Origin of the sequence: Brevibacterium otitidis (assembly GCF_042429315.1) — a bacterium.
Classification (GTDB): Bacteria; Actinomycetota; Actinomycetes; order Actinomycetales; family Brevibacteriaceae; genus Brevibacterium; species Brevibacterium otitidis.
The window spans coordinates 1-13405 of record NZ_JBHMAU010000039.1 but is presented as its reverse complement, the minus strand read 5'-3'; the positions used below and the strand labels follow the sequence as shown (position 1 = coordinate 13405).

Annotated in this window: 10 protein-coding genes; 8 read left to right on the top strand and 2 right to left on the bottom strand. The window is 67.6% G+C overall.

Features of this window, described 5'->3' with window-relative positions; genetic code table 11:
• The first annotated feature begins 57 nt into the window (after positions 1–57).
• Both glmS and ACFFN1_RS05520 read left to right on the top strand, forming a co-directional pair.
• Complete coding sequence (gene glmS / locus ACFFN1_RS05525) at positions 58–1929, top strand: glutamine--fructose-6-phosphate transaminase (isomerizing) (RefSeq protein WP_376839390.1); 1872 nt, start codon at positions 58–60, stop codon at positions 1927–1929.
• Between the two features lie 101 nt (positions 1930–2030).
• On the top strand, positions 2031–2510 hold the full coding sequence (locus ACFFN1_RS05520; RefSeq protein WP_376839389.1) for a holo-ACP synthase: 480 nt from the start codon (positions 2031–2033) through the stop codon (positions 2508–2510).
• A gap of 106 nt (positions 2511–2616) precedes the next feature.
• Here the strand turns inward: ACFFN1_RS05520 and ACFFN1_RS05515 are convergent, their stop codons facing one another.
• Positions 2617–4629, bottom strand: coding sequence for a hypothetical protein (locus ACFFN1_RS05515; RefSeq protein WP_376839387.1), 2013 nt, complete (start codon positions 4627–4629; stop codon positions 2617–2619).
• A 163-nt stretch (positions 4630–4792) separates the two neighbouring features.
• Here ACFFN1_RS05515 and ACFFN1_RS05510 point away from each other — a divergent pair, with 163 nt between their 5' ends.
• From ACFFN1_RS05510 to rimI, 6 genes are read left to right on the top strand one after another with little or no spacing between them, the layout of a single operon-like run.
• A complete protein-coding gene (locus ACFFN1_RS05510) occupies positions 4793–6127 on the top strand; it encodes a M20 metallopeptidase family protein (protein WP_376839385.1) in 1335 nt (444 codons plus the stop codon).
• Complete coding sequence (locus ACFFN1_RS05505) at positions 6124–7686, top strand: NAD(P)H-hydrate dehydratase (protein WP_376839383.1); 1563 nt, start codon at positions 6124–6126, stop codon at positions 7684–7686. The genes ACFFN1_RS05510 and ACFFN1_RS05505 overlap by 4 nt, the downstream gene beginning before the upstream one ends.
• A gap of 52 nt (positions 7687–7738) precedes the next feature.
• Positions 7739–9088: an alanine racemase gene (gene alr, locus ACFFN1_RS05500; protein WP_376839382.1), complete on the top strand. Its 1350-nt coding sequence runs from the start codon at positions 7739–7741 to the stop codon at positions 9086–9088.
• The gene (tsaE, locus tag ACFFN1_RS05495) at positions 9078–9746 is read left to right on the top strand and encodes a tRNA (adenosine(37)-N6)-threonylcarbamoyltransferase complex ATPase subunit type 1 TsaE (protein WP_376839380.1); all 669 of its coding nucleotides are present in this window, start codon (positions 9078–9080) and stop codon (positions 9744–9746) included. Before alr ends, tsaE begins: the two co-directional genes overlap by 11 nt.
• Entirely contained in the window at positions 9743–10441 is a 699-nt protein-coding gene (gene tsaB / locus ACFFN1_RS05490; RefSeq protein WP_376839379.1) for a tRNA (adenosine(37)-N6)-threonylcarbamoyltransferase complex dimerization subunit type 1 TsaB, read from the top strand. The genes tsaE and tsaB overlap by 4 nt, the downstream gene beginning before the upstream one ends.
• The gene (gene rimI / locus ACFFN1_RS05485; RefSeq protein ID WP_376839377.1) at positions 10438–10941 is read left to right on the top strand and encodes a ribosomal protein S18-alanine N-acetyltransferase; all 504 of its coding nucleotides are present in this window, start codon (positions 10438–10440) and stop codon (positions 10939–10941) included. Before tsaB ends, rimI begins: the two co-directional genes overlap by 4 nt.
• Before the next feature lie 169 nt (positions 10942–11110).
• Here rimI and ACFFN1_RS05480 read toward each other — a convergent pair whose 3' ends face one another.
• Positions 11111–12439, bottom strand: a complete 1329-nt coding sequence (locus tag ACFFN1_RS05480) for an ISL3 family transposase (RefSeq protein ID WP_376839375.1) — start codon at positions 12437–12439, stop codon at positions 11111–11113.
• Between the last annotated feature and the right edge of the window lie 966 nt (positions 12440–13405).

Below are 13405 nucleotides of genomic sequence, written 5' to 3'. Positions count from 1 at the left end.
CGCCGGGCGGACGCGAGCGTGCAAACGCTGGGGGCTTGCGGGTTTAAACTGAAATCTATGTGCGGAATTGTTGGATACGTTTCATCGTCAACCCCCGAAGCTGCCGGCCACAGCGCCCTTGACGTCGTCTTGGGCGGCCTCAAGCGACTCGAATACCGCGGCTACGACTCAGCCGGCGTCGCGCTCGTCACCGATGAGGGCCAGGTCGCCAGTGCGAAGAAGGCCGGCAAGCTCTCGGCGCTGACCGAGGAGCTCGAGGCCCGCCCGCTGCCGGCGGCGATGACCGGGATCGGCCACACCCGGTGGGCCACTCACGGCGGCCCGACTGATGAGAACGCCCATCCGCATCTGGCTGACGGCGGCCGGCTGGCTGTCATTCACAACGGCATCATCGAGAACTTCGCGTCGCTCAAGGCGGAGCTGCAGGCCGCCGGCGTCGAGTTCCTCTCTGAGACCGACACCGAGGTGGCCGGCCACCAGCTGGCGAAGAACTATGCGGCGACGAAGGACCTGACCGAGGCGATGCGCCTGACCGCCGGTGAGCTCGAAGGCGCGTTCACGCTGCTGGCCGTGCATGCCGACCAGCCGGGCACCGTCGTGGCTGCCCGCCGCAACTCGCCGCTGGTGATCGGGCTGGGCGAGGGCGAGAACTTCCTCGGCTCCGATGTTGCGGCGTTCATCGACCACACGCGCACGGCCGTGGAGATCGGCCAGGACGAGATCGTCACGATCACCCCTGACGCGGTTGCGATCATCGACGCTGCGGGTGCGCCGGTCGAAGGCAAGAGCTTCGACGTCGACTGGGACACCGCGGCTGCTGAGAAGGGCGGCTTCGCCTCGTTCATGGACAAGGAGATCCACGACCAGCCGCAGGCCGTGGCCGATACGCTGCTCGGCCGGATGGACGCCGACGGCAAGCTGACCCTTGATGAGATCCATGTCGACGAGACGATCCTCAAGTCGATCGACAAGATGATCGTCATCGCCTGCGGTACCGCCGCCTATGCCGGTCAGGTCGCCAAGTACACGATCGAGCACTGGTGCCGGATCCCGGTCGAGGTGGAGCTGGCACATGAGTTCCGCTACCGCGACCCGGTCGTCAATGAGAAGACCCTCGTGGTGGCCGTGTCGCAGTCCGGCGAGACGATGGACACGATCATGGCTGTGCGCCATGCCCGCCAGCAGGGCGCGAAGGTTGTGGCGATCTGCAACACCTACGGTTCGACGATTCCGCGCGAATCCGACGCTGCGCTCTACACGCATGCCGGGCCCGAGGTGGCGGTCGCCTCGACGAAGGCGTTCCTGTCGCAGATCGTGGCCTGCTACCTGCTGGGTCTGTACCTGGCGCAGCTGCGCGGGAACAAGTTCACCGATGAGGTGCGCGTCATCCTCGATGAGCTGCAGCAGATCCCGGCGAAGATCGAGCAGGTCCTCCAGCTCAAAGGGCAGGTCGAGCAGCTCGCCCGCAGTGTGCAGGACACGCAGTCGGTGCTGTTCCTTGGCCGGCACGTCGGCTTCCCGGTGGCGCTCGAAGGTGCGCTCAAGCTCAAGGAGCTCGCCTATATCCATGCGGAGGGCTTCGCTGCCGGCGAGCTCAAGCATGGGCCGATCGCCCTCATCGAAGACGGCCAGCTCGTTTTCATCGTCGTGCCGAGCAGGGAAGGCCGCGACTCGCTGCATGCGAAGGTCATCTCCAATATCCAGGAGGTGCGTGCCCGCGGTGCGAACACGATCGTCATCGCCGAAGAGGGTGATGAGGCTGTGAAGGAATATGCCTCGGAGGTCTTCTATGTGCCGAAGACCCCGACGCTGCTCGCGCCGCTGCTGACGACGATTCCACTGCAGTTCTTCGCTATGGAGCTGGCGACGATGAAAGGCCTCGATGTCGATCAGCCGCGCAACCTCGCCAAGTCCGTCACCGTCGAATAAGACAGAGACCGGCGGACAGGCAGACTGGGAAACTGGGAGACCGGCGGACAGGCAGACTGGGAGACTGGGAGACCGGCGGACAGGCAGACTGGGAGACTGGGATGGGGATCATCGGAATCGGGCTCGACATCGCCGATGTGCCGCGGTTCTCTGAGCACATCGAGCGGGTGCCGGAGCTGCTTGACCGGCTGCTGACGCCTGCCGAACAGCTCAAGCGCAACGGAAAGCTGCGCACACCTGAGTCGCTGGCCGCCCGGTTCTCCGCGAAGGAAGCGCTCGTCAAGGCGATGCAGTATCCGGGCATCATCGAATGGCAGCACGCCGAGGTCGTTGCAGCACCATCGGGCGCGCCGTCGTTCAGGCTGAGCGGACCGGTCCTCGAGCACTTCAAACGGATCGGCGGGGAGCGCATCCACCTGTCGATCACCCATGATGCCCGCGTGACGATGACCTATGTCATCGTCGAAGGCTCCGGCGAGCCGCTCGCACCGCCTGTCGATCAGCCAGCGCCGCCCCTTCCAGGCAGCCCTGAGGCACTCGCCGCCTTGGCAGAGCGGCGAAAGAAGCCGAAGGCGAGCTGAGTCGCGAGGGGCCGAGTGGCCGCTTCAGTGCAGGGGAACCGACCGGCACCGGAGCTGAGCCAGACCGCAGCTGAACCAGACTGAGCTGAGCCAGACCGCAGCCGAATCAGAACGGGGGAGCCTCGTCGCGGCTCTCCGGTCCTGACTGTTCTGATGCCTCCTCTCGCATCGCCTCGCGTCGTGCAGCGTCACTGAGTTCGTCGAACTGCGCCATGCCCAGATAGTGCCGGGCGAGCTCGGTCGCCGTATCGAGATACACCTCGGTCTTATCAGCCGGGGAGCTTTCCAGGGAGCCGGCAGCGTCACCGGTGACCCAGTGTGAGCCCGGTGCGGCATCATCGCGCAGCAGCTCACGCTGCTCCTGCGGCAGCGCCTCGCCGATGATGCGCGCCTGCCGGCACTCAACCGGGTTGCGCGGCTTGCGCGTGTGCCCGGACAGCCCGAACATCATCGTCCAGCGCAGCACCCCGTCATCTCCCTTCCGCACGCGCAGGTGTCCGCGCGTCTTCAGGTCGTGATGCCTCTTGCACAGCGGCTGCAGGTTTCCTACCTGCGTCTGCCCACCGGAAGCGGGATCGCGATGGTTGAACGACTCGATGTGATCGGTCTCCGAGGTCGCGGCCCGCCGGCTGCACCCAGGTGCAGTGCACCATGCCCACGCAGCCTGCACTGTGGTGCGCACAGCACGCGGAACCGTGTACTTCTGCGCCGGCTCATCTAGGACCTCACCGGTCAGCGGATCTGTCAGCAGCCGGTACAGCGTCGAAGACTCAGCAGCGAACTGCCGTGCCGTCACCGCCGGAATCGGATGCTGTCCTTCCAACGAACCTGGCAGGTCCGCCTCGCCGAGCAGCGTGAGCACCGGAACTGTGACGTTGACACAGGCCTGCCGGCGCAGCCATTCGGCACTCGTCGGACACGAGATCTCAACGAGCTGTTCGCCGCCGTCCTCGGCCGTCACACGCAGCTCGGTGGCCGGGGCCATGCCGGTGAGCATGTCGAACATCGTCTGCGGGATCGTCCGCTCTTCGATGAGCTGGCCGACAGTCGCATCAGCCGGACCAGCCGCATCAGCCGGACCGGTCGGACCAGCCAGCATGCTCGGCCCTCCCGGCATGCTCGGCTCACCAGCCTGCTGACCAGCAGAATCCAGTCCGAAGGCGTCGAGCTGCCGGCGCACCACCCCGCGAGCGCAGGCGAGTGTGCGCTTGTACAGTGCCGTGAGCGGAGCCAGCGGCCCACGCAGCGTCAGCGTCGCACTGCCGTCGGGCAGCGCATCGAAGAGCACTGCCCGCCGCTCATGGATCTGCTCGGCGGCCTCATCCTGCGGGACGATCGTCGCCAACTCCATGTCGACGTGCCGGCGCACCTCGCGCATCGCCCGATGCCGGGGAATCCCCGCCACGGAAATGTCCATCTCCTCCAGCTGTTCAAGGGAGAGATCCGAGCACTTCCGGGCGGTGTAGTCGAGCCGTTCGAACGGCACCTCACCACGCAGCACCAGCGCCGTCAGCCGCGGCAGCCCCACGAATGACACCAGTGCCCGCGCCACCAGCGTGTACGCCTTCTGCAGCGAGCAGTCGTGCATCGTCGAGACCACCACGCGGATCGCGTTCTCCGCTCGGTCATTGGCGCAGAACCACGACATGAGCGAACCGCTGAAGCGCACCTGCCGCAGACCAGCGGCGACATCGCCCGGCGACGGCAGCACCGCCTCGGGCGCGGTGACTCCCGGCAGCTCCGGGACGAACCCGACCATCCGGGCGGGATCGAAAGCCGGGACGCGAACCATCGATTCCGGGTCCGGCTCCTCGGCGCCGGCCCCGCCGGAACCAGCCGGCCAACCAGTGGAACCAGTAGGCACCTCGGCGCCGGCCACCGCCTCGGGACCGGGTGGAGCATCCTCCTCTCGTGGTGTCGCCGGCCGGTGCTGCAGCGGCAGAGTCGCCAACCGGTCATCGATGTTGAGCACTGCGAACGCGAGCCGCGTCAGCCCGTACATCTGCACCGCCTCGAAGCGGCCCAGCTGGCGGTTGTAGGCGGCGACGTGATCGCTCAGTAGGGAGACGGGACTCGCCGGCACCTCGACGGCCAGCTGCGGGTCATCTTCTGGCTCCATTCCACTCACCTCCTTGGGAGTGCGCAGCCGTTCTTCGGCTGCCTTTCTCGTCGTGATCTCAGGCTATCGGGAAGCACTGACATCGGCTTGCTGATGCGGAACGCGGCGGTTTTCGTCCGTGCCAGAGCAGGGTGTTGTCCGCTGCCGGGGTTAGGGTTGGAACATGTCTCTCATCAGCCACTCGGCGGCGGTCGAGATCCTGCCGGATCTCCAGCGGCTGCGTCGAGATCTGCACCGCCATCCTGAGCTCGGACTCGACCTGCCGCGCACGCAGGCGCGCGTAGCTGAGGAGCTCGCCGGGCTCGATGTCGAGGTCACCCGCGGGCAGTCGCTGAGCTCGCTGACGGTGGTGCTGCGCGGCGGCAAGCGCGACCCGGAGAACCCGGTGGCGGTGCTGCTGCGCGGGGACATGGACGGGCTGCCGGTGACCGAGGCGACCGGCTTCGACTTCGCGTCCACCAACGGCGCGATGCACGCCTGCGGCCATGATCTGCACACCACCGGCCTGCTCGGTGCGCTGCGCCTGCTCCATGAGGTCCGCGCGGAGCTCGCCGGCGACGTCATCTTCATGTTCCAGCCCGGCGAGGAGGGCTACGACGGCGCCGGCCACATGCTGCGCGAAGGGGTCCTCGACGCCGCCGGAGTGCCGGTCATCGCCGCCTACGGCGTGCATGTCTCCGCTGATCAGGAGCTCGGCAACCTGTACTGCCGGCCGGGGTCGTATATGTCGGCGTTCTCGCTGATGCACATCACCGTCCGCGGCAAGGGCGGGCACGCCTCCCGTCCGCACACCACCCGCGACCCGATCCAGGTCGGGGCGATGCTCGTCGGCCAGCTGCAGGAGTACAACTCCCGCCGCTTCGACGCCTTCGACCCGATTATCATCACCGTCGGCCAGTTCCACGCCGGCACCGCGCCCAATGTCATTCCCGACACCGCGGAGCTCACGGTCGGGATCCGCTCCTTCTCCGAGGCCTCGACTGCCCAGGCCGAAGCCGAGCTGCCGCAGTTCGTGCGCGACCTCACCGCCGCCCACGGTCTCGAAGCCGAGGTCGAGTACCGAAACGTGCTGCCGCCGGTCATCAATGATGAAACGGAGACGCGCTTCTATATGCAGACCGCTGCCGAGGTGTTCGGCCCCGACCACACGCACCTCGTGACCGTGCCCAAGCCGGGTTCCGAGGACTTCTCCCGCGTCCTGCAGCAGGTCCCCGGCACCTACGGCCACGTGGGTGCCGCCCTGCCGGGCGTGGTGGCCGAGGAGCAGGACTCGAATCATTCGCCGCGCGCCCGCCACTCCGATGAGGGGCTGGGCCAGCATGCCCGGTTCCTCGCTGAGCTCGCCGCCGGGCGCCTCGCCCAGCATGCCGCCGCTCCCGAGGAGGGTGTCGCCCGTCCCGAGGCGGCGACCGTTCCCGAGGCGGTGGCCGCCGTTCCCGAGGCGGGGGCCGCCGTTCCCGAGGCGGACGGCACCAGCCGAGGAGGGGACTTGGCATGAGGCTCGGGTACACCGCTGCCGCGGTGCGGGCGGCTGAAGCACCCCTGCTGGCCGCCGGACACGGGGAGGCGCTCATGCGCACTGCCGCCGCCGGGCTCGCGACTGTGTGCCGCCGCGAGCTGAGCACACGCCACCAGACCGGCAGCACCCGCGGCACCCGCGGCCGAATCTCCGGCAGTCGGGTCGTCATGCTCGTCGGCGCCGGCAACAACGGCGGCGATGCGCTCTTCGCCGGAGCGAACCTCGCCGATCGCGGGGCACACGTCACCGCCATCGACGTCTTCGGCAAGATGCACCCGGCCGGCACCGCCGCCTTCACAGCCGCCGGCGGGCACATCGAGCCCTTCACCGCAGAGCGTATGAGCGAGCTCGCGGCTCTGCTGCGCCGCGCCGACCTCGTCATCGACGGGGTGCTCGGCACCGGCGCCAAACCCGGCCTGCCCGCCGACCTCGCCGCCCTCATCCGCGCCTGGCAGGGCGAGCCCCAGCCCGCCTCGGCCGGCGCAGGCACCCCCGCTTCGGCCGGCACAGGCACTCCCGCCCCTGTCGCATCGCCCTCCCAGCTCGTCATCGCCGTCGACGCACCCACCGGGGTCGACGCCTCGACCGGCGCATGCGGCGACACCTGTGTGCGCGCCGCCCACACCGTCACCTTCGGCGCCGACAAGGCCGGACTCATGCTGCCCGACGGCGCCGCGGCAGCCGGACAGGTCACCCTCGTCGACATCGGCCTCGACATGTCCTCCCACGTCCCGGCCGTCCACGTCCCGGAGCCCACCGACCTCACGGCCCTCTGGCCGCGCCCGCAGACAGGCGACCACAAGTACTCCCGCGGCGTCCTCGGCCTCGTCGCCGGCTCCGCCCGCTTCCCGGGTGCCGGCGTGCTCACCGCCTCGGCGGCGGCCGCCACCGGCGTCGGCATGCTGCGACTGCTGGCCCCGCCCGAGGTGACCGGCACCGTCCTGCAGAACAACCCGGAGATCGTCACCGGCACCGGCCGCGTGCAAGCCTGGGCGATCGGCCCCGGCGCCCCGGACCGGCTGACGATGCAACACGCGATCACCGCTGCCGAAACCCACAATCTGCCGCTTGTCATCGACGCCGGCGGCCTGTCCCTGCTCACCCGTCCGCTGGAGACCAGCTGCATCCTCACCCCGCACGCCGGAGAGCTCGTCGCGCTGCTGTCCCGGCTGGGCACCGGCGCGCCCAGCCGCGCCGATGTCGAAGCCGATCCGGTCACCCACGCCGTGCGCGCAGCCCAGGTGCTCGAGGCGGTCGTGCTGCTCAAGGGTAACCGGACGATCATCGCCCGTCCCGACGGCACCGTCGTCGCCCCCGCGCCAGGTCCCGCAACTCTGGCCACCGCCGGCACAGGTGACGTGCTCACCGGTATCCTGGGTGCGCTGCTGGCCACCACCAGCGGAACCGACATCGACCTGGCCGACCTCGGCGGCCTCGGCGTAGCAATGCACGCCCGCGCCGGCACTCACGCAACCCACGCCTCGGGCGTGGTCACAGCACTGGCCGGCGAAGTCCTCGAGGTGCTCGCCGGCCGGTGAGCGCCGCAGAGGCTCGCTGGCAGCAACGGAACGACAACAGGAGGGACAGCTGATGGCAGCAGCACCGCCGTCCACTGCCGCGACCCGCTCGCTCGTCACGGCCCGCATCGACACGGCAGCGCTCATCCGCAACGCCGACACCATCGCCGCGCGGATCGCTCCCGCCCAGCTCATGGCCGTCGTCAAAGCCGACGCCTACGGCCACTCCACCCGCCTCATCGCCCCGGCCCTATGCGCGGCCGGGATCCGCGACTTCGCCGTCGCCACCGTGCCCGAGGCGCTGGCCCTGTCCCAGCTGCTCGGCACCGATGCAGAGGCGAGCGCAGACGTGCGGATCCTGTGCTGGCTCTTCGAGCCGGCCGCCGATCTCACCGCCTGCACACGCGCCGGCATCGAACTCGGGATCTCCACGCCCGAAGGGCTCGAATCCGCCATCGCCGCTGGCCAGGCCACCGGAATCACGCAGAACGTGCACCTCAAACTCGACACCGGACTTGGTCGCAACGGGCTGTCCCTCGCTCAGCTCGAAGCCGTGCTCAACCGGCTCCGGCAGCTCGCCGACAGCTGCCCCCGGCCCGTCAGCGGCACCGTCGATGCCGGGGACGGTCGCGACGCCGAGGCGGCGGTCGCTGCGGTGCCGCTGCGGGTGACCGGTCTCATGACCCATTTCGCCAACGCCGATGTCCCCGGCGATCCGGCCACCGTCGACCAGCTGCACCGCTTCGACACCCTCTACGGCCGGCTGGAGGCCGAGCTGCCCGGTGCCCTGCGTGCTGCGGATCTGCGGGTCACCTTGGCGAACTCGCCGGCGGCGCTGTCCCTCGACCCGGTGCCGGGCACCCATGTGCGCGCCGGCATCGGCCTCTACGGCATCAGCCCGTTCGAACACCGCACGGCTGCGCAGCTCGGTCTCACACCGGTCATGACGGTGACCTCGAAGGTCCTGAATATCAAGGACGTCCCCGCAGGCCATGGTGCCTCCTACGGGCTGACGTACCGCACCGCCCGCGACACCCGGTTCGCGCTCGTGGCCGGCGGCTACGGGGATGGGCTGCCGCGGCTGGCCGGCAACCGCGGTGAGGTGAGCATCCGCGGCCGCCGCTATCCGATCGTCGGGCGCATCGCGATGGACCAGATGATCCTCGACCTCGGCCCTGCCGAAGCAGCCACCGCGGCCGAGGTGGCGATCGGCGACGAGGTCGTCATCATCGGCGACGGCACCACCGGGCCGAGCGCCGAGGAGTGGGCCGCATGGTGCGAGACGATCAACTACGAGATCGTCACCTGCATCAGCTCGCGCGTCGACCGGATCGCCGTCGGCGACCGAGCCGCTGCCGGCCCGCCCGACATCAGTGCTGCGACTGCTGGCGCCGAGCCCGAGGCGGTGGCGCATGAGCACTGACCCGCACCTGCACACTGACCCGCACCTGCACACTGACCCGCACCTGCACACTGACCCGCACCTGCGCATCGGCGACAGGGAGGAGATGGAGCGCTTCGCCGGCCTGCTCGCCGCGCAGCTGCATGCCGGCGATGTCCTCATCCTCACCGGCAACCTGGGCGCCGGCAAGACGACGCTCACCCAGATGCTGGCCACTGCCCTCAGCGTCACCGGCCGCGTGTCCTCACCGACCTTCGTCATCGCCCGCGCGCATGCGAACCCGAACTCAGACCGGCCGCCGCTCGTCCATGTCGACGCCTACCGCCTCGGCGACGCAGCCGAATTCTCCGACCTCGACCTCGAATACGGCCACGATGAAGCCGTCACCGTCATCGAATGGGGCCGTGGTCTGGCCGAAGAACTCGCCGACGACCGGCTGGAGATCGTCATCACCCGCGCAGGCGAGGACCCGGACGCCGCACCTGAGGCCGACCCCTCGGCAGCCGCCCTCGACCTCTCCGACCTCCTCGGGCCCGGCAGCACACCCGACGACGTCGTCGACCTGAGCGACGCCGGAGAGGACGAGACCCGCACGATCCGGCTCATCCCGACCGGGCCGACCTGGCAGGCGCGCATCCGCGCCATCGCCGCCGCCTTCGCAGAGCAGGAGCCCGCATGATCATCCTCGCGATCGACACCTCGGCCACGGCCACCGCGGCACTGACCGACGGCGAGACCGTGCTGTCCGAATGGAGCGCAGCCGCCGGCGGCAAGCACGCCGAACTCACCGGCCCGGCCGTCCGCGAACTCACCGCCGGCCGCCCCGCCCCGGAACTCGTCGTCACCGGCATCGGGCCCGGCCCCTTCACCGGGCTGCGCGCCGGCATCGCCACAGCGATCGGCTACGGCCTCGGCGCCGGCATCCCGGTCCACGGCGTGCCCAGCCACCTCGCGCTCGCGATGCGCGCCTACCGCCGCTTCGACCCTGGCACCCCGCTGCTCGCGGTCACCGACGCCCGCCGCAAGGAGGTCTACTGGACCCGCTTCAGCGGTGTTGATGAGCACGGCGTGCCCGTCGTCGCGGCCGGGCCCGAGGTGTCGGCACCGGCTGATCTCGCAGCCCACTTGGCCGAGGCGGCAGGGGAGCAGGCGCCGGCGGGCATCGGCGGTGGATTCGAGCTCTATCCTGAGCTGCTCGCCGTGCCCGAGGCGGCCGACCCGATCCTCGACACCGCACCTCCTGCCGCTGCGGACCTGGCGATCGCCGCTCACCGCATCCTGGCAACCGGCGGTGAGCTGTGGCCGACGACCCCGCTGTACCTTCGCGCCCCCGACGCCGCACCGGCCGCTCGCCGCGAGACGAGCCTGCGATGAACGACGACCCCGCTGCAGGAACCGATGCCGCAGGAACCGATGCCGCGGTGATCCGGCGGATGCGCTGGTTCGACATCGCACCCATCGCCGCCCTCGACGCCGATATCTTCGGCGCCGACGCCTGGTCAGAGGCCTACTTCTGGTCCGAACTCGCCGCCCCCGGACGGCACTTCATCGTCCTCGACGACGCCTCGAAAGACACCGCCACGAGCCCGGGGCTCCTCGGCTTCGCAGGCCTGAGCGTCTCCGGCCCGCAGGCCGACATCCTCACGATCGCCTCCCACCCGGATGCCCGCCGGCAGGGAATCGGCCGCCGGCTGCTCGACGCGCTGCTCGACTACGCCCGCGCCCACGACGTCGAAGCCGTCCACCTCGACGTCCGCGCTGACAACACCGCCGCCCAAGCGATGTACGAGTCCTACGGATTCGCCGAACTCGACCGCCGGCCCGGCTACTACCGCAGCGCCGACGCCGTGCTCATGCGCATGCTGCAGACGTAAGGCATGGGTTCGTCATCCTAAGGTAGATGCAGGGTGGTTAGACTGGAGCTGGTCGAAGCGACGGGTCCTCGCTATGTTGTGCCGCCTCAAGGAGAACTGGATAATGCCAACGAATTATAGGGACTGCTGAAGGTTTGGTTGACTCTGGGGTTTATGGGCTCTTCCGGTTTTAGAGTGCGTTGACCCGGTTCGATAGTTGCCCGGAGTGGAGCAAGCAGCGCAGGACGTAATGCTCGAAGTTCCTGAACCCCAAACCGATACCGCGCAGGTGCTCGAGACGTCCGTTGATCGCTTCGACCGGCCCGTTCGACGCGCGACCACGATCGAAGAACGCCAGCACCTGAGCCCGTTTCCGCCACAGCGTCCGCCCCAACTGAGCAAGCTCCTCCAGCCCTTCAGGTAGGCCTCTGCGCAGACTCTCGATCACCGTCTGCATGAGCTTCTTGCCGGTCTTCCGATCGGGATGCTCGTACGCATCGATGACGTCTTGGTAGACGAGGTACGTCACTTCCAACGCGACATGGTCATCATGCTCGGCCCACAACCGCTCCAGCCGGTCCCTACCCTTCTTGTTCAGCAGGGACCTGCGTGTCAGCAGGGTCCGGCGTCCTTGATAGAGGAGGTCTGTCTTCCGGCCGCGGTGTCCATGGATCTGCTGCTGGAGCCGTTGTCTGCAGGCAGTGAGTTTCTGCCCTGCGAGTTGGACGACGTGGAACGGGTCCATCACCGGCACCGTGTCCGGCAGCGCATTCGTGGTCGCGGTGTGGTAGCCGGCGAACCCGTCCATCGTGACGGCCTCGACCCTGTCACGGAACGCTTGGGAGCGTTCCTGCAGCCACGAGGTCACGACCTTCGCGGAACGGCCTGCCTTCACGTCCAGTAGCCGTGCTCGACCGGTCCCGTCGATGAGCGGGGTCAGGTCGACGAAGATCGTTGCGAAGGAGTCCTCTCCTTGTCCGCGCATGTGTTTCCAGCAGTGCTCATCGATGCCGAGCACCCGGACCCCGACCAGATGGTCCGGGTGCGTGTAGACGAGGGACTGTGCGGCAGTGGTGGCCAGCTGGTTGACGAGGTCCCAGCCGAGTCCGAGTGCCCTGCTGATAGCAGAGATGCTCATCTGGTCCTGGATGAGCCGTTTCAGGATCCAGGTCGTAGCGCGTTTCGTGGTCTTCGCCCCGGGTTCGGCCGCTTCGAGCTGGTGCTGAAAGATCGTGCGCGGGCACTGGGCGTGGACACACTGGTAGCGGGGCAGACGTACGTGCAGGCGGGTCGGGTGGCCGGTGATCGGGACATCCGTCAGCCGGCGGATCACGTGGTCACGCAGCCGGCCTTCAGCACCGCACTCGGGGCAGTACCCGAGAGGTTCGCGTGGTGAGGCTTCGATGACAGTGATGTCATCATCGGTGATGTGAGCGCCGGTGATGTGGATGCCCAGCTCGAGAGTGCGGCAAATGACATCAGCGACGGGACACGGCGCGGCAGAAACGGTAGATTGCACGACAGGGCCTTGGGTGAGAGACGAGTTGAGGAACTTCTATCTTCACCCAAAGCCCGCCCCTCATTCATCACCAACACCCGGCAGTCAGAGACCGCGTCACGCACTCTGAAACCGGAAGAGCCAGTATGTGAGGCACCGAGGGTGACTCGAGGGCGGTTTATCTGAGTCTCGTCGAGCACTTGACGAGAGGTGCGTCACACTGTAGGTTCTGGAGTGTCCTACTGGCTAGTAGAAACCGAATAGGAGAAACCATGGTCAATTTCAGCACTATATCGAGGGATCGGGGCCCAAAAAGGTAATTGAGAGCCACTTCGCCTTCTCCGATGCTATGGCGGGTAACCTCGTGCCATTTCGGGCTCACCAGCATTTGGTCAGTTCTTCATATCCAGTGGACTCGTTGGGTGAGATATACGAGTCGATAAGTGTCAAAGGGCAGAGTTTTTATGTCACTGAGCGTGGATCGGCCGATTTGGATTCGCTTTTAAATATCCGGGGGCACGTGGTCGTAGCGGCTAGTGAAAACTTGCGTCGGCGGCTTGTCGAAGCGTTGGAGTTGCTCACGAGTTACGACTCGGCTTGGCCTTATGTCTGCAGTTTTGTCCGTTCAGTATCCGTGGTGAAAAAGACTGAGCAGGGAGGAGAGCCGGAGGTGACGTCGTGCACGCTTCCTGAGTTCCCAGGAATGGTGGTCTTGTCGGAGAAGGCGTGCAGGCATATCCCGCCAGCTTCGATTACGAGCTGTGACTCATCCGTCCTACTCGCGGAGAATTTACTGCACGAGGCAGTTCATCAGATTGTCAATATGGGAATTCTATTCGAGGACGTCCTTTCTCCCGAATTTTCTTCGGCTGAATCGGTTAAGGGGCTCTTCAGAGTTGAGTGTGGGTTGATGCGTCCAGGCCGCCAGCGATGAGCAGCATGCGGAGTCGGTAGTTCTCGAGGTTGCGGAATCCGCGAGCGATCCGC